The sequence below is a fragment of the Acidobacteriota bacterium genome, assembly GCA_016196035.1.
Lineage (GTDB): Bacteria > Acidobacteriota > Blastocatellia > RBC074 > RBC074 > JACPYM01.
The window spans coordinates 1-16583 of the sequence record JACPYM010000015.1 but is presented as its reverse complement, the minus strand read 5'-3'; the positions used below and the strand labels follow the sequence as shown (position 1 = coordinate 16583).

General features: G+C 56.8%; 13 protein-coding genes. 8 read left to right on the top strand and 5 right to left on the bottom strand.

Annotation, left to right across the window (positions count from 1 at the left end; genetic code table 11):
- Positions 1-536: 536 nt before the first annotated feature.
- From HY011_05075 to HY011_05060, 4 genes are all read left to right on the top strand, one after another.
- A complete protein-coding gene (locus tag HY011_05075; protein ID MBI3422289.1) occupies positions 537-2975 on the top strand; it encodes a DUF3616 domain-containing protein in 2439 nt (812 codons plus the stop codon).
- 200 nt (positions 2976-3175) lie between these two features.
- The gene (locus HY011_05070) at positions 3176-4300 is read left to right on the top strand and encodes a hypothetical protein (GenBank protein ID MBI3422288.1); all 1125 of its coding nucleotides are present in this window, start codon (positions 3176-3178) and stop codon (positions 4298-4300) included.
- Between the two features lie 89 nt (positions 4301-4389).
- Positions 4390-5232: a phosphatidylserine synthase gene (locus tag HY011_05065; GenBank protein ID MBI3422287.1), complete on the top strand. Its 843-nt coding sequence runs from the start codon at positions 4390-4392 to the stop codon at positions 5230-5232.
- Positions 5233-5260: 28 nt separating this feature from the next.
- Positions 5261-6133, top strand: coding sequence for a metallophosphoesterase (locus HY011_05060; GenBank protein ID MBI3422286.1), 873 nt, complete (start codon positions 5261-5263; stop codon positions 6131-6133).
- A 96-nt stretch (positions 6134-6229) separates the two neighbouring features.
- On the opposite strand, the gene HY011_05055 is transcribed toward HY011_05060, so the two are convergent.
- From HY011_05055 to HY011_05045, 3 genes are all read right to left on the bottom strand, one after another.
- A complete protein-coding gene (locus tag HY011_05055; GenBank protein MBI3422285.1) occupies positions 6230-8077 on the bottom strand; it encodes a hypothetical protein in 1848 nt (615 codons plus the stop codon).
- 660 nt (positions 8078-8737) lie between these two features.
- Complete coding sequence (locus HY011_05050) at positions 8738-9259, bottom strand: Dna2/Cas4 domain-containing protein (protein ID MBI3422284.1); 522 nt, start codon at positions 9257-9259, stop codon at positions 8738-8740.
- Positions 9256-9501, bottom strand: coding sequence for a hypothetical protein (locus HY011_05045; protein ID MBI3422283.1), 246 nt, complete (start codon positions 9499-9501; stop codon positions 9256-9258). Before HY011_05045 ends, HY011_05050 begins: the two co-directional genes overlap by 4 nt.
- A gap of 259 nt (positions 9502-9760) precedes the next feature.
- Between HY011_05045 and phoU the strand changes: the two genes are divergently transcribed.
- From phoU to HY011_05030, 3 genes are all read left to right on the top strand, one after another.
- The gene (phoU, locus tag HY011_05040) at positions 9761-10561 is read left to right on the top strand and encodes a phosphate signaling complex protein PhoU (GenBank protein MBI3422282.1); all 801 of its coding nucleotides are present in this window, start codon (positions 9761-9763) and stop codon (positions 10559-10561) included.
- Between the two features lie 45 nt (positions 10562-10606).
- Entirely contained in the window at positions 10607-11362 is a 756-nt protein-coding gene (locus HY011_05035; GenBank protein MBI3422281.1) for a response regulator transcription factor, read from the top strand.
- Positions 11363-11423: 61 nt separating this feature from the next.
- Positions 11424-12782, top strand: a complete 1359-nt coding sequence (locus tag HY011_05030) for a PAS domain-containing protein (protein ID MBI3422280.1) — start codon at positions 11424-11426, stop codon at positions 12780-12782.
- Positions 12783-12925: 143 nt separating this feature from the next.
- On the opposite strand, the gene HY011_05025 is transcribed toward HY011_05030, so the two are convergent.
- Positions 12926-13954: an LLM class F420-dependent oxidoreductase gene (locus tag HY011_05025; GenBank protein ID MBI3422279.1), complete on the bottom strand. Its 1029-nt coding sequence runs from the start codon at positions 13952-13954 to the stop codon at positions 12926-12928.
- Positions 13955-14295: 341 nt separating this feature from the next.
- Complete coding sequence (locus tag HY011_05020) at positions 14296-16014, bottom strand: acyl-CoA dehydrogenase family protein (GenBank protein ID MBI3422278.1); 1719 nt, start codon at positions 16012-16014, stop codon at positions 14296-14298.
- Positions 16015-16266: 252 nt separating this feature from the next.
- On the opposite strand from HY011_05020, the gene HY011_05015 reads away from it, so the two are divergent.
- A partial coding sequence (locus HY011_05015; GenBank protein ID MBI3422277.1) for a preprotein translocase subunit SecA occupies positions 16267-16583 on the top strand: 317 nt, incomplete at its 3' end.

Genomic DNA, 16583 nt, shown 5'->3' with positions numbered 1-16583 from the left:
TGGTCGCGTCAGACAAACTCGCTGACTGCAAATGCCACCGGGGCAGACACACAGGTCTGCCCCTACGCTGCGTGTGATGCCCGCAGGTCGCACGCATTTGAAAACCGCTGTAAAGAAGGTTCGATACGTCATGTTCGGATTTGCCAGTTTGGTCATTGCGGCTTGAACTATGGGGAATCGCTTGCGCCGTCCTGTCGCCGCTTATAGCGGCTGGCAGGTGGCGGCGCAAGCGATTATACCTTACGAAGCGCTTATTCAGATGTTCTGGATTTATAGCGGCTGGAACAGCGCGTGGGGATCGTAAGAGGACAAAAAACGGCGGTCAGGAACGCCTTGGGATTTGGCGCAGGCTTGGCGCCGCGGCTCATGATTGGCTGAATTGGCGCGCCCGGACGCGCCACATCACCATATTGATTTAGCCCGCGAACTGGATTAGCATCGCCGTTGCGTTGCGGCTTGTAATCCTTGATTCAACGCGACTTTATAAAAGCTCTATCGCAACGTATGCCAGCTTAGTCCCTGAAGGAATCTGCACAATGTCGAACGTGACCAATTCCCCGTCCGGCTCCGGCGCCACCTCCAACGCAACCGAGAAAGCTCATGCCACGTTGCAAATCGCGACGCGCGAGGGCGCGTCTATGGAACGCGAGCTGACGCGCCCCGACACCCGCATCGGCAAAGGCCCCGATAATGAACTGATCCTGGGCGATGCCGCCGTTTCCACCAATCACGCCTTGATTCGTTTTGACGGCCAGAAATATACGCTGATTGATGTGGGCAGCCGCAATGGCACGTTCCTCAATGAAACCCGCTTGAACGAACCGCGCGAGTTGAAATCCGGCGATGTGATCAAGTTGGGGCACTGCATCATCACGTTTCGCAACAACGCCGCCGCCAATCAAACCGTGACCCTCTCTGCCACCGAAATTTTAGGCGCAGGCTCTGTGCCGCCGCCGCCGCCGCCAGCGCCGCCGCCGCCCAACGCCCCGCCGTTACCCAGCGAAGACACCGTGGCGCGTGCGTTGGTCCATTCCAAAATCGTCGCCCAGACCGAAGTGGACAAAGCCCAAAAGAACGCGCGGGGCCGCCGCCTTTATCGCGCCTTGCTGGAAGAAAAAGTCGTCACCGAATTGGGGCTGCGCGATTTGATGAGCCGCACCTTCAATTTGCAACTGGTGGATATGCGCACGGCGGAACTCGATCTCGGCATGGCGCAAAAGCTGAAGCCGCAATTCTTGCGCGAAAAACTCATGGCCCCGCTGGCCGGGCAGCCGGGAGAGTTGCTCTTGGCTGTGGCCGACCCGACCGACCAGGCGGCGCTGGAAGCGATCAAAAACCAAGTCAACAAACCGCTCAGCTTGCGGCTGGCGACGGCGAGCGAGATTGCCGCGCAGCTTGATAAACAATTTGTGCCGCGTTTGATCGGCGTACTGCCTTCCGGGGAAAAGTTGGAAATTCCCATCAATCAGCCGGAAATCGCTCTCGGCAAAGCCGCACACAACAAAGTCGTGCTCAATGACCCGACCGTCAGCGGCATGCACGCGGCCTTGCTGGCGCGCGATGGGGGCTTCAGCGTGGTGGATTTGGGCAGCAGCAATGGCACCTTCGTCAACGGCACCCGTATCAGCAACGAAGCCTGGACGCTGCAACACGGCGACAAATTGCAATTGGGCAAAGTATTGCTGACCTTCCGCAACCCGGCGGAAACGGTCGAAAACAAAACCGCGCGGCTTTCCTTGGAGGCCTTGGAAGAAATTCGCCGCCGTGCAGGTTTGGCAACGGTGACAGGCGCTGGCCCAGCGGTCGCCGCAGCGGTAGCCGGCGTAGGCGCGTTGAATGCCGTGGGTGCGCCGCTTTCGGCGGACGAGGAAAAGGAGCGCAAAAAAAGAGACAAGGACAAGGACAAGGAGAAGGAGCGCAAGAAAAAAGAGGACGAACGCTTACGGGCAGCGCTGGTCAATTCCGGCGGGCGTATTCTGGCGACGGTCGTGGGTTCGATGCTGACGCTGGCTCTGGGTTACTTCGCGCTGCGCCCTGGCCATGACAGTGGTGGGGCAGGAGGTGGCGGCAACGCCAGTAGCGGCGGCAACGCAGCCGTTGTCAGATTGGTTCCCGGCGGTTCGTGGACAGGGTTCAGCACTGGCCTCTTCGGCAAGAAACCCGAAACTTCAGGAGTGATTACGGTACCAGGCGGCAATGGGGTGTTAATCGCCGACGACGGTCGCAAGAACGAATTATTGTGGATGCCCTTGGACGCCACGGGTAAACAGGCGGGCGATCTGAAACCCATCCCCTTGGGCGTCAGCTTCGTTGATGCGGAAGCCATCACCTACGGTAATTCGTATGTTTATGCGGTCACTTCGCTGTCCGATCCCAATCAACCCATGTCCAACTCCATTATGCGTTTCTCCTTCGATCCGCAAACGCAAACCATGCGCGGGTCGCAAGCCGAAATCATTAGCGATCTGCGCGGGTTCCTATTGAAGAATGTGCCTGAAATCAGCGCCAAAGGCGCCGCGCCTGGCTGGGAAGGCGGGTTGAATATCGAGGGTTTGGCTTACGATCCGAATCACGAAAGGCTCTTGCTCGGACTGCGTTCGCCGTTTATTGGCAGCCAGGCGGTGTTGATTCCTTTGAAACTCGTCAACCCGCTGGCGCCATTTTCGATCAATAATATCCAAGTAGATCAACCATCTGTGATTCCGCTTTCACTGGATGGACAGGGCGTGCGCGATATTTCCTATGACGCCCATTCGCGCACTTTCCTCATCATTTCGGGCGCGCCCGACAACGAAAAGAAAACCGAATTTGGTTTGTGGGAATGGAGCGGGAACACGACAGATCAACCGCGCCATGTCATCAAGCTCGAAGAGAAATTTAAGCCCGAAGGCATCACCGGGGTGTCGCTGAATGGGCAGAATTTCGTGCTGGTGGTCGGCGATGCGGGCAGCTATCTGAAACTGGATTACAAATAAGCGAAATAAATTTCGCCCGTAGCCGGCAGAAAGCAATGTTACAAACCAGCGCTTGCCGGCTCTGGACTTTTAATTTATCCCCGTTCTTTTCCGGCCCCATAATCCGCATGTATGATCGAGGCTGACGCGCTCGCCTCGTGCAGCAATTCCGCTCGCAAACACGTAACGCAAGGATTGAAACTTTAGTAGGAGGTCAACCAATGTCAAACACGCGTACCCCACTCTTTCGTGCGCTGACGCTACTGGCTTTCATCGCCGCTTTAGGTCTCGCCACTGCCAGCACGCTACCGTTCAACACGGCCCTGGCGCAAAAGAGTAAAAAGGAAAAAGAAGAGAAACCAGCAAAAGAGGATAAGCATAGCAAAGAGAGTAAAAGCGGCAGTGACAGCAAGGTCAGCGGCAAGAGCAGTAGCAGCAAAGGCGGCGGCAGAAAAATCCCCGCTAATGCGCCGACTGAAACAGGCACGCCGATTATGTGGCGTGACCCAGGCAACGTCGCCGCCAAAGATTTACTGCTGGGCATTGGCAGCGAGGAAGGCAAGCCCAAACCGCCCTTCCAATTCAAGGAAGAAGACCTGACCGGTACCAATCCGAAGATCAAGGTCATTGATGCCAATGGCGTCAAATGGAACATCAAGTTCGATGAAGAAGTCCACGCCGAAGTCGCGTGCAGCCGCATCGTTTGGGCCTGTGGCTATATGGTTGAAGAGAGTTATTTCGTCCCTTCCGGCCAGGTCAATGGCGTAACGGGCCTGGGCCGCGCCCGAAAATTCGTCGGCAACGGTTCCTTCACCAATGGCATGTTCGAAAAACGCCCTGACAACATTGCGCGCCGCCGTATTCCCTGGGGGTGGGACAGCAATCCGTTCAATGGCAAACGCGAACTCTATGGCTTGGCCATGCTCGGCTTCTTGCTGAATGATTGGGATGCGAAACCGGACAATAACAACGTGCTGGGTATGTATGACGAGGACGGCAGCGTTAAAGAGTGGTACCTGGTCGCTGATTGGGGCGGCACACTCGGTCACGCGGGTGGATTTACCTCACACTCGAAATGGGATTTGGCCGACTACGCTAAGCAGGCCTTTATCGAAGGCACGAGCGGCAATGCCGTGCGCTTCCATTACACTGGCAAGATGGGCAGTTCGCTCAAGAGTGTGCCACGCGAACACGTCCGCTGGTTTGCCGGTATCATCGGCCAACTTACTGACAACCAAATCCGCGACGCCTTCCGCGCGGCCGGCGCCACCCAGGAAGAAGTCAATGGCTTCACTGGAGTGATTCGTAGCCGCATCAATCAACTGAAGGCCGCAGGCGGCATATAAACAGCGCTGGCGTCACCGCGTGACGGAGCGAAAAGGCAGCCTCTTCGCTCCGTCAGCCAACGCGCTGTGCCCTGTCTCCGACTCACGAAATGCGCGTTATCGTTCAACCCCGTGATGGCATTGAGCCGTTATTACAGGGAATTCGCGAGGCTCGACAATCAGTCGAGATTGTCATTTATCGCCTGGATCGGTTGGAGATCGAACAGGCCCTCATCGAAGCCGCCTGGCGCGGTGTGCGCGTGCACGCCCTGACCACTTACACCAACCGCGAAGACCTCAAAGAAATCAAGAAGCTGGAAAAACGCCTCACCGATGCGGGCGTGCTCATCACGCGCACCGCCGAAGATTTGGTGCGCTATCACAGCAAAGTGATGATCATTGACCGGCGCCGTCTTTTCCTGCTGACGTTTAATTTCACCTTTCTCGACATTCATCACAGCCGCAGCTTCGGCGTGGTTACCGAAGATCCGCTGCTGGTGCATGAAGCCATTGGCCTATTTGAAGCCGACACTTTGCAAATCAACCACGTGCCCGAAGCGGAACCGTTTGTGGTCAGCCCGGTCAATGCGCGCAAAAAATTGTCGGCCTTTATTCAGGGCGCCGAACGGCAATTGCTGATTTATGACGACAAGTTGAGTGACGCCCAAATGATTCGGCACCTGGAAGAACGCGCGCGCGCGGGCGTCGAGATCAAGGTCATCGGTTCACTCAACAAACACGCCAAGGGTATTACCGTGCGCAAAATGCCGCAGATACGCTTGCACGTTCAGGCCATCATCCGAGACGGGCGCGACCTCTTTTTTGGCAGCCAAAGCCTGCGCAAAGTTGAACTGGATCAGCGCCGCGAAGTCGGTTTGATTACGGCTGAACCCGCAGCAGTTGAGCATTTTCGCATTATTTTTGAATTGGATTGGGGTGACATTATCTTATGAGGAGAAACCTGTAAGGAGAAGGAAAAATATGCGCCAAAAGATTCAAATCTATGTTGCTGTCCTCTTATTTTTGCTCTGCTACACCAGCGCCAGCCGGTCGCAAAACGCCCCGCCGCCGCTGACCTTCGCCGTAATCGGGGACAGTGGGGATGGCAGCAAGGAACAATATGAGATCGCCCGGCAAATGGCTGCCGCCCGCGAAAAAACGCCTTTCGACTTTGTCTTGATGCTGGGCGATAACATTTATGGCAATGGCAGGCCAAAGTATTTCAAGCCGCGTTTTGAAACCCCCTACAAAGCTTTGCTGGATGCCAACGTCAAGTTTTACGCGGCGCTGGGCAACCACGATGCCGCCTCGGTCGAGGATCATCTTAAATACCCGCACTTCAACATGGATGGCAAACGCTATTACAACTTCGTCAAAGGCACGGCTGACAATGACAGCCTGGTCGAATTTTTCGTGCTTGATACTACTGCTGAAACCGGCCTCAAAACTGAACAATTGGCCTGGCTGGAGGCCGCGCTCAAAGCGTCTAAAGCAAAGTGGAAAGTGGCATTTATGCATCATTCGCTTTTTTCTTCGGGGCGTATGCATCCGCCCTATCTAACCATGCGCAACCAGTTGCACCCGCTGTTCGACAAATACAATGTCAAACTTGTGCTGGCCGGACACGTGCACGCTTACGAACGCATCAAGCCACAAAACGGCGTGCAGTACATCACCGAAGGTTGCAGCGGCAAAATCATGCGGAACACGCTCAACAAACAGAGCAACTTCACCGCCTTTGGGCAGGATCAGCAACAATCGTTTCTGCTGGCTTCCGTCACCGACAGTGAGCTGAAAATTGAAGCCTACGGGCTGGATGGCAAGCAGTTCGATACGGTTACGCTCAAGCGCTGACGACTTGCCCTGATCCTTGACGCCAGCTTCATCAAAAAAGGAGGCGGGAGCAAGCTCCCGCCTCTTTTCATTTGGGTTTGTTACGAACCGCTTCTGTTACTTGATCAAGGGAACAACGACCAGTTGCGGGCGTCCGAATTGCTGATTCGGATCTTTGACCTCCGCCCGGAACACCGGCACGATCTTCCCGTCCAGCAAATGCCAGCCTGTGGCTTCGCTGCCAGCAACGATCTCTAGCTGACCGGCTTTGGCCTGCAATTGAGCTTTGGACAACGCTTCGTAGCGCGCGTCTTCCACCGACAACTGCTGAGTCGGAGCAGCATCGGCCAGTTTGGCAGTGTCCATCTGCTGGAGCGTGCTGCGAACGCTGCGCGCTTGACCGGTGCGTGCGTCAAAGGTGATTTCGAGGTGACCTGCCTGGGGATCAATAAAGGGCAAGCCGTCAATCATCTGATCGAAAATCACCGTCTTTTCCACGACGCGCGCCGCCAGTGTCGCCGCATTGCCGCCACCACTTTCGTTCAGATCGCGAATCAAGCCCACCGTCAGTTCCTGTCCTTTGAGCAAGCTCAACTGTCCGGCGAGTTCACGGGCTTGGCGAATCAGTTCATCATCACCCAGCACGATCTGCTGGTCATTGTTGGGTGTCGCAGTCGCCTTCAGGGCCAATTCAAAATTGCCATTGGCTTCCATCACCAAGGTGGCGCCAGGGGTCTCGATGGCGCGCAAGCCCTGCGGACGGTTTTGAATTTGCGACTCGCCGTTGACCTTAATCCCAAAGATGCGGGCCGTTTCAACGAATTCATCCGCCGTATTGCTCTTCGCGGCGACGCTGTAAATCCGCATCGGTGTCTGCCCCTGGCGGAAGAGGTTGGCCGCATTCACAGGCGAAGACAGTTCGGCACGAGCGGCACTGCGCGCGTAATACCATCTCCATTGCCCCCAGTTATTCCCAACCGAGCCAGCGTAAAGGTAACGTTCGTTGTTCAAACGATTGGTGGCATCGGTCGCGTCGCTGCCAAAGGCCACCACGGACGGGCTTTGGCCCGTGTTGATGCGCCAGCTTGCATCCAGGAACGCCTGCGACAGGGTCTTGCCTTTGTTCCATTCCTCCCAGAAATACTTGCCATAGTCGCCACTATCAACCGACGTCGTCTCGTACCCAAAAACCATCCGCACGCCGCGCGAACGCGTACCCCAGGTCGAATAAGGATCGTTCCCGCCGCTCACCATCACGCTGTTGCAAGTATCCCAGAACATATAGCGCAGCCGTTCGTCGCCATAGCTGTAATTGTTCCCGCCCAGGAACATTTGATTGGAAAAGGCGTTCCAACCGCGCCCGCCCCAGTTGGCGCCCATCGGTGCGAAGAAGACATTGGTGGACCACATGCCGCCGTGGCCGGAATGCCACGCCGCGCGCACGGCATCAATCCCCAAATCCGTGCCGCCGGAAGTCCACAGATCATAATTGTCGCCGCCCGCTATATCGTTATATAGCCACACCGAAACAGCCGAATCACGCCGCGCAAAGTTGGCTGTGTACCAAGTGTTAAAGTAGTTGCGGAAGCCATCCGCCGAAGCGTGCGTGTTGGAAAGATTCGCCTGCGTGCCTTGAAAATTTTGCACGCTCAGCGTGCCAACCATGTCGGAAACGCCGCTGGTCGAACGCGTCCCGGCTACCTGTTGAGTCCCCGCCGTTTCGTTCACGATGGGATTCGCTTGATAGATATTCCGGCCGGGCATCGGGGTCAACGTACCCGATTTGAGACCGAGCCGCGCGGGAATGGCCAGCGGTTTGTCGTCGGGTTCTTGTCCGAGCACGGCGGTAGCGCTGCCGAGCGTGGCGAGTGAAAGGATTAAAGCCAAGCCTAAATTCCGCACTGGCTTGCGCCAGGCAGGGGTCGTTGCGGGGTTGTTTTGTTGCAACGTATTGTTGTTTAACATTGTGTCTCCTCGTTTTTGGTCGTCTCTTTGAGCGTCTCTTTGGCCGCCAGTTCACTTTTCATTGGCGGCTCAATTCAATAGTTCGCGGGTGTGAGTGACGGCGATTTGGACGCCTCGTGTGTTGATTCCACAGCTTGTTTCACTCACTGCCAGCGTTGTGCTTCGACGTAGCGAAAGGTAAGGCAGGACGCGAGAGCCAACAGCGACGTGGGCAACACGGCGCGCGTGACCTTGATCACACCCGCGTTTGAGGGTCGCGCGGTGTTACTTGCTGGAGTGTTTCTGGTCACGAAGACCTAAGCAACTTGTTAATCGAAGGCTTATCAGAACGGGAAAGATTGGAAGGGTCCCGGCCTCATTCGGCTAGGAGTTTGTCCTATTTTCAAACCAAAACTTTTGCGCTAGGATTCATTTAATTCGGCGCGGAAATACCCTAATGGCTGAGGACGCGCCGGTACTTTGGGAGTCGAAAGACTCCCTTTACTATTTCTGAGAACAAAGAGAACCGGCAGGCCAGATATGAGCCTGCCGGTTCTCTTTGTTAGGCTCTGCGGTTACATTCCCTGGCAGAGGAACAGCGGAGAGTTTAGAGAATCTTGGCGGCAACCAAAGCAACTACCCATTTCATACCATCCGCCTTTTCCCAGAGAACGGCATTGGTCAGGCCAGCCGCTCATCACAACCGTGCGCCATCGAACATGCTTCGCAACGGCGCGGGTCCTGATGACTCCGCCGCGCATTATCACAAGCAAGCACGGCCCTCATCTCTTTGACTACCGCCAGCAACTCTTTCCGCAATTGCTTTGAGTTCCGCACCCGGAGCGCGCCATTTTGATAACGCACGAGTCCATACGCGACCTCCTGCTGAAGCACGTCCTCCACCAAAAGAAAGTAAACGGCGAGTTGCAGCACATGCGACCGGTACGGGCGGCCATTGCGTGGCATCCGCCCGGATTTCAATTCCACCGGGATGACCCAGCCAGCGCCATCTTTGAGCAGGTAGTCCGGTTTCCCGCGTAAACCGTAACGGCGGGAAACCAACACACGGGGATTTTTGCCGCTCGCATCTTCATAAATAATCTCACCACCTAGCAGGCCACTCCCCTGGCGTAATTGCCGCGCCAGTAGCCAGCAGAAAACGGCCAGTGCGAACAAAAAGAGGAGCAGCCAGCCTAATGTCATAGTTTGATAATGAACCAGATGAGGGTTGCGGCCAAAGCAAGCAAAGCCAGGGCCAGCCCCAGCCTGCGCAGGCGTTGGGCCAGATAGAGGTGGGATTGATGCGCCCGGTGATAGGCCGTCCCGGCGTCCAGGTGCGGACTGTCCGCCACCACACCTTCACACTTGAGCTTCCAGGCCTTGGCGCAAAAGGCAAACTCACTGACTTCGGACGCGTTTATCATTCGCTGGCGGGCGTTCTTCATACCCATCAACACTAGCATAATGTCAGCCTATTTTCGTTGCTTTGGTCAGGCTTGAGATGATCCCGCGCCTCATCAGCTCGAACTCGAAGGGCGTAGAAGCGGACTGCGCTTGGCTGCGTGTTCAGGTTCTTTACTTCAAAATAACATCAAGCTAACACCGCACTAACACTTGTCCATTACCTTGCCATCGTCAATTTTAAGGCAGGCTTCCGTTCAATGGCAGAAGCTTTTTACCCACGCTTGTATTTCAAAAAAGTAAATGGCAGATTTCTCTACCCTTGAGCGCAAAACGGATGATTGGCAATGGGAATTGGCGGATGTCACTCTCGCGGGCGCGGCGGCCAGGTTGCAACCGGCAAGCAAGCCGACAACTGCGGCCTCGTTGGGATTTGAAGCGATGAAAACTCTGTTGGAAACAGACCTCAAGCATTTACGTGAGCACGTGCTGCTGATGGGCGGCGAAGTCGAGCGCGCCATTGACCAAGCCACGCGCGCTTTAATCGAGCGTGACTCGGAATTGGCTGAGCAGGTTTTGCGCGCTGACGACCGGATTGACCGGCTCGAACTGGAAGCGGATCAATTGTGCATTACGCTATTGGCCCGCGCGCCCGCTGATCCCAACGAATTGCGCATCGTCGTCACCGCCATCAAGATTACGCCCATCCTGGAACGCATCGCCGATCACGCTTGCAACATCGCGCGGTTGGCCGGTCAATTGAATAACGAGCCGCAATTGAAACCTTATTTTGATTTGCCGAAGATGAGTTGGCTGGCGTGCGAGATGTTGCGGCTGTCGCTGGATGCTTTCGCCGCCGCCGATGCCGTCGCCGCACGCCAAGTGATTGATCGCGACGATGAAATTGACCGGCTCTATGACCGCATCTTTCAGGATTTGCTTGATCACATGACACGCGATGCGTCTTCCGGTGGCCGCGCCGCCCGGCTCGTACTCGTCGCCAAACACCTCGAACGCATCGGCGATTACGTCAAAGACATCTGCGAGTTGGTCGTGTATATGAAAGAAGCATTGGTGATCAAACACAGTCAATTATTGAGATAGTCGGCCAGCGGTAACCCGACGACCGACTGCCGACGACCCGACCTTATGAAACCATACATCCTCGTTATCGAAGACGATCCGGATATTGCGGAAAGCATCCGGTACAACCTGGAGCGCGAAGCTGCGTATACAGCGCGTGTGGCGGAAAGCGCTGAAGACGCCTTGAAAGCCGCGCTGGGGAACGGGCACCGGGGCGATGCCACGGCTGAAACCGTGCCTGACCTCATCATCCTCGATCTGAACCTGCCCGGCATGAACGGGTTTGAGTTGTGCCGCCGTCTGCGCACCGAAGAGCGCACGCGCAAAACACCGATCATCATGCTGACCGCACGCACCGAAGAACGCGACAAGGTGCGCGGTCTGGAATTGGGCGCGGACGATTACATGACCAAACCCTTCAGCGTCCGTGAACTGGTCGCCCGCGTCAAAGCGGCGCTGCGCCGTTCAGGCTACGAAGCGCAACAACCAGCCGGCTACCACGACGGTTTGTTGCAGATTGATTACGGCAATTTCACGGCGCTGGCGCAGGGCGAGGCCGTCAAACTCACGCGCAAAGAATTCGCCTTACTCGCCATTCTCTCGCGCAACAAAGGCCGCGTCGTGCCGCGCGAACAACTGCTCGATCAGGTTTGGGGCCTGGAGTATTACGGCGAAGCGCGCACGCTGGACGTGCACATCAGCGGCTTACGGAAAAAACTCGGCCTCTGCGGCAATTCCATTGAGACGGTCATCGGCATCGGCTATCGTTTCCGTGGTTGCACTGAACTAACCCCAAACATCAATGAACAGGCTGCGCAGTGAACTTGGCGCAACAAGCAGTCACTAACTGCTAATCGCCAAATGCCAACTACCAATCGCCGCAATGACTCAGGAACGACGACAAACCATCCTTGCCACGCTCGTGGTTATCATCTTTTTTGGCGCGTATGAACTCGCCAAAACGTTGTTGTTCCCAGCGATGGACGTCAACACCTCGCACGTCATCTCGACCATTGTCGTTGGGGTCTTGACCTTCATCGTGGCGCGCTTCGTCATCCACAAACAATACGAACTGCTCAAAGAACGCGGTCACGCCAATCAGCAATTGCGCGACGCGCTGGCTCAGGCCGAACACAGCAGCAATCTGCTGCGCTCCATCGTCGCTTCCGTCGCCGAAGGGCTGGTCATCACCGACCGCGACGCCAACGTACTGCTGGTCAATGACGCCGCGCGGACGCTGCTCAACCTGGGCACGCGGTCGCTGGCGCGTCTGACTGATTTGAGCCGCGATCCGCAAGTGCACCGCGCCTTTACTCATGTGCTGGCGAAAGGCGAACGCGCCGAAGCGCGGCTGGAAACGCGCGAAGCCGAGACGCAAAATCGCCGCATCCTGCGGCTGTATGCCACGCCGCTGCATTTGCGCGCAGGCCAATCCGATGGCCCCGATGGCGTCGTGGGCGCCTTCATTGACATCACACAACTCGAACGGTTGGAAATTGTGCGCCAGGAATTCCTCGCCAACGTCTCACACGAATTGCGCACGCCGCTGGCCGCCATTACGGCCTACACCGAAACGCTGCTCGACGGCGGCCTGGACGATGCCGAGAACAGCCTGCGCTTCCTGCACACCATTCAACGCAACGCCGAACGCATGCGCGCGCTGGTCAACGACATCGCCGAACTCACGGCCATCGAATCCGGCCAGGTGCGCCTGACGCTCGAATCCGTCCCGCTGCGCCTCTTCGTCAACGAGATTTTCTCGCACTTGAAGCCGCGCGCCGCCGAACAACAGGTGGCCCTGCAAAATGAAACGCTCGATGATTTGCGCGTCACTGCCGATCCGCGCCGTTTGGAACAAATCCTGATCAACCTGATAGACAATGCGATCAAGTTCAATCGTTCGGAAGGTAGCGTCACCGTCACGACTTCCCTTTCCGAATGCGGCAATCACCATCTCATTCACGTCCGCGACACCGGCAGCGGCATTCCCGCCGAACATCTGCCGCGCGTGTTCGAGCGGTTCTATCGCGTAGACAAAGCCCGCTCCCGCGCCATCGGCGGCACGGGTCTCGGCTTGGCCATCGTCAAACACTTGGCCCTGGCACATGGTGGCGAAGCCTCTGTCACGAGCGAGGTCGGCCAAGGTTGCGAATTCACCATCAAACTGCCCGTGCGCGCCTTCAGCGCGGTGGCTAACCAAGAAGCCAAAAACGAGCCTGCCGAAATTGTGACGGCGGCTTGAGGCAACCGCTGGAATCCAAAACAAAGACTCTCCACCTACAAAGGTCTACGAAGAAAGCACAAAGTTTTACGTTTCTCTTCGTGTCTTCTTCGTGACGCGGTGGCGATGCTTCCGCTTGGGTACTGACGACTTTCTGCTTTCGTTTACAACACCAACTCCGCCATCATCCGCACGGCATTGAGGTCCGAAGTGCCGCAGATCATGGTTGTGATGCCGCAATGCTTCCACGCCGCCAACCGTTCGGCAATGCGTGCGCGCGGCCCGCACAGCGCGACCTCGTCTACCAGCGCATCGGGCACGGCGGCCAGCGCTTCCATCTTTTTGCCGGTCAGGTAAAAGCCTTGAATCTGCTCCGCCGCCGCTTCGTAACCATAGCGGCAGGCGATGTCGTAATAAAAGTTCTTGCCCTTCGCGCCCATGCCGCCGATGTACAGCGCCAGCGTCGGTTTGACCTGATTGCGACAGGCGTTCACATCATCGCCAAGAACTATGTGAACGGTCGGCGCGATGTCGAAGCCGTTTGTCATGGATTTGCCATTGCCCGCCTTGGCGAAACCGTCATCCAGCCATTCGCGGTAACCGTCCACGCGCTCCGGTGAAAAGAATATCGGCAGCCAACCGTCGGCCAGTTCCGCCGCCAGCGCGACGTTTTTCGGCCCCACCGCCGCCAGATAAATCGGGATGCTCGGGCGCAGCGGATGCTGAATCAGCTTGAGCGGCTTGCCCAAGCCGCTGCCGCCCTGACACGGAATGTCGTAATGCTCGCCGTGATGGACGAGCGGCGCTTCCCGCTTCCAGATGGCGCGCATGATTTCGATGTACTCGCGCGCCCGCGTCACCGGTTTGCCATACGGGACGCCGTGCCAGCCTTCGACAACCTGCGGCCCCGAAGCGCCGATGCCGCAAAGCATGCGCCCGCCCGTCAGCAAATCAATCGTCGCCGCCGTCATCGCCGCCATCGCCGGGACGCGCGCCGTCATTTGCATAATCGCCGTGCCGACATTGATCTGTTTGGTTTGCGCCGCCAGCCAGACCAGCGGACTCACGGCGTCTGAGCCATACGCTTCCGCCGTCCAGAGCGAATGAAAACCGAGCCGGTCGGCTTCCTGCGCCAACGCAACGTTATCCACGGGAACAGAGCCCCAGTAGCCAAAATTCAATCCGAGCCGCATTTGTTGTGCCTCCTGAAAAGTACAGCAAGCTTTCCAGCTTGCTGCTGAACTGATTGCCACACCCGCAGGTTTTCCGGGTGCTCTCTGCCACAAGCCCCAGGGTCTATTCATTCTCGCCACTTTCAGGAACCAAGTTCCGCCAACCCAAGTCACAATTTCACGGGATTGACAGGATTTTCAGGATGAACAGGATGCGCGCAAGATTTATCAAGGGCGGCTTTTTCGTCGCATGCTGTGAATCCTGAAAATCCTGTCAATCCTGTGAAATTCCGCTGCCGCCTTTCGAGCATGAATAGACCCTGCCACAAGCCCCAGCAACCTGGAAAGGTTGCTGTACAGCTTCAAATTCGTGCACTGATCACTGCGTTTAACCTCAATTGACTGGCCGGGTCATCAGCAAGCTGCAATCGCATCACAACGGCACGCGCCAGGTCACTCGACGACGCTTCCCGCATCAAACAAGCCAAATAGAACAGCCGAATTTGTGCCTCAGCCAAAGGCTTGAGGATTACACCCGCAGAAGGCTCATCAAATTGATTCAACTGCCCCATCTGTTCACGTAATTCAGCCAGCCGTGGCTTGCCAGCTTCACGCCAAGCGTCATCCGGCAATTGATCGAACAACTCTGCCAGCCGATTACTTACGGCCTCGTGCAAGCGATGCCGCTGCACATCCCGCACCGCCTGCGCCAGCAACGTATTGTGCGCCCCTTCCCACGCCTCAAAAATCACGCAATCGCGTAACAGCCGGGGCAGCACTGAGAAGTTTTCCATCGCCCCGTTGCCGCCCAGAATCTCAATCGCCCGCCGCACCACCTGCGTCGCCGTGACCGAGGCGTAGTACTTATTCAAGCTGATCATGAACCGGAAGAACTGCTTGTCGGTCTCGTCGGCTTCGCCCAATTCGATTTTGTCGCGCAAGTGCGCCAGGTAAAAGCTGCCCACCGTCAGCGCCATCACGTCGCAGCGCATCTCGGCCAGCGTCTCCTGCACCAGCGGGAAGGCCGCAATCGGCTGACCGAAGGCTTGGCGATGCTGGGCGTAAGTCCACGCCACGACGTAAGCCCGCCGCGCCGCCGCTGCTGAACCTACGGCGTTATAAAGCCGCGAGGTGTTGATGACGTAATCCATCGCGTGCTGAAAGCCTTTGCCCGGCTCACCAATTGGATAGGCCACGGCATCTTTGAAATCCACTTCAGCGGTCGCCAGCGTCTTCGTGCCCAGCTTGTCTTTCAAACGGCGAATGTACATCCCGTTTAGCGCGCCGTCATCCAACCGGCGCGGCACCAAGAACAGGCCCAAGCCTTTCGTGCCAACAACACTGCCTGCGGGGCCGCCTTCAGGCCGCGCAGTGATAAGCGCCAAATCCGCCGTCACGTTCGAGCAAAACCATTTCTCACCATTGATGCGCCACGTGCCGTCTGCGCTCGGCGTCGCCACGCAGGCATTCGCGCCCACGTCCGAACCGCCCTGCACTTCGGTCAGAAACTGCGCGCCGTGATAACGCGTCTCGTAATTCTCATCGAGCAAGCGCGGCAGGTATTTGGCTTTTAATTCGGCGCTGGCGGCGTATTGCAAAATCTTGATGACACCCGCCGTGCAGGCCAACGGACAGTTGTGCCCGGCTTCGCCGTTGTAGGAGGAAAGGTAAAACAGCGCCTGTGCCAGCACGTTGTTACCCGGTTCGGCATACACAGCCATCGCACCGCTGCCGTAAATGTATTTGCCCGCCAAATGGTGATCGGCGCAGTGGATGACCTCTTCGATGCGCGCGCCCACGGCGTTGAAGCGTTCGAGGCGCGGCAGGTTGTGCGTTTCGTTGGCGCGGCGGACAGCGGCATCCACGAGGGTCGCGGCTTCACCACCGAATTTCGTCAAGCGCGGCTCGTGTGCACGCAGCTTCTCGGCGTCCCAGTAAAATTCCAATATGCCGCGCAGGTGTTGGTCAGAGGTGAAGAAGTTTTCGGGCTGGGCCTGCTCCCAAGCGGCAAGCTGTTGGCGGCCTTGCGCTATCAATTCGCCAGGTGCTTGCAAGCGCAATTCTCTTACTGGTGTGCTCATTGTGACCTCGCTGGATAAAACAAATTTGATGGATTGAACGAAGCTGGCGCGATACTAACGCAGCTCACAATGAAGTGAAACTCAGACGCTTGACAGGCCGTTTTAGCACTTGCAACGTATGGCCCCCATTAAATTTGCCCTTCTTGACGCTCCGTGAGACCGTCCACTAGAATCCCGTTTCGTTTTGCGACGCCGTTTGTCGCAAGCAAATCTTGATATGTCACCAACCTTGAGGTCGCAAAAGCATTAGCCATGAACGCCGTAGAAAAAGTCCTGACTAAAATTTTCGGTTCCGCCAATGAACGCTTGTTGAAAAAGCTCTGGCCCATCGTCGGCCAGATCAATGCGTTCGAAGCGCAGATCAAACCGCTCTCTGACGACGAGTTGCGCGCCAAAACTATTGAATTCCGCGAACGGCTGGCGCAAAGGCTTGAAGGCTCCGAAGAGTTGGAGAAGGAAGCGCGCAAGGTGTTGGAGCAGGAGGCGCTGGACGAGCTTTTGCCCGAGGCCTTCGCCTGTGTGCGCGAGGCTTCGTGGCGGGCGACTGGTATGCGCCATTTCGACGTGCA

Excerpts from the sequence above, each read along its gene's own strand:
- HY011_05070 (MBI3422288.1), top strand. The coding sequence starts at position 3,176 with ATGTCAAACACGCGTACCCCACTCTTTCGTGCGCTGACGCTACTGGCT.
- HY011_05050 (MBI3422284.1), bottom strand. The coding sequence starts at position 9,259 with ATGACATTAGGCTGGCTGCTCCTCTTTTTGTTCGCACTGGCCGTTTTC.
- HY011_05035 (MBI3422281.1), top strand. The coding sequence starts at position 10,607 with ATGAAACCATACATCCTCGTTATCGAAGACGATCCGGATATTGCGGAA.
- HY011_05020 (MBI3422278.1), bottom strand. The coding sequence starts at position 16,014 with ATGAGCACACCAGTAAGAGAATTGCGCTTGCAAGCACCTGGCGAATTG.
- HY011_05075 (MBI3422289.1), top strand. The coding sequence starts at position 537 with ATGTCGAACGTGACCAATTCCCCGTCCGGCTCCGGCGCCACCTCCAAC.
- HY011_05060 (MBI3422286.1), top strand. The coding sequence starts at position 5,261 with ATGCGCCAAAAGATTCAAATCTATGTTGCTGTCCTCTTATTTTTGCTC.
- phoU (MBI3422282.1), top strand. The coding sequence starts at position 9,761 with ATGGCAGATTTCTCTACCCTTGAGCGCAAAACGGATGATTGGCAATGG.
- HY011_05065 (MBI3422287.1), top strand. The coding sequence starts at position 4,390 with ATGCGCGTTATCGTTCAACCCCGTGATGGCATTGAGCCGTTATTACAG.
- HY011_05025 (MBI3422279.1), bottom strand. The coding sequence starts at position 13,954 with ATGCGGCTCGGATTGAATTTTGGCTACTGGGGCTCTGTTCCCGTGGAT.
- HY011_05045 (MBI3422283.1), bottom strand. The coding sequence starts at position 9,501 with ATGAAGAACGCCCGCCAGCGAATGATAAACGCGTCCGAAGTCAGTGAG.
- HY011_05055 (MBI3422285.1), bottom strand. The coding sequence starts at position 8,077 with ATGTTAAACAACAATACGTTGCAACAAAACAACCCCGCAACGACCCCT.
- HY011_05030 (MBI3422280.1), top strand. The coding sequence starts at position 11,424 with ATGACTCAGGAACGACGACAAACCATCCTTGCCACGCTCGTGGTTATC.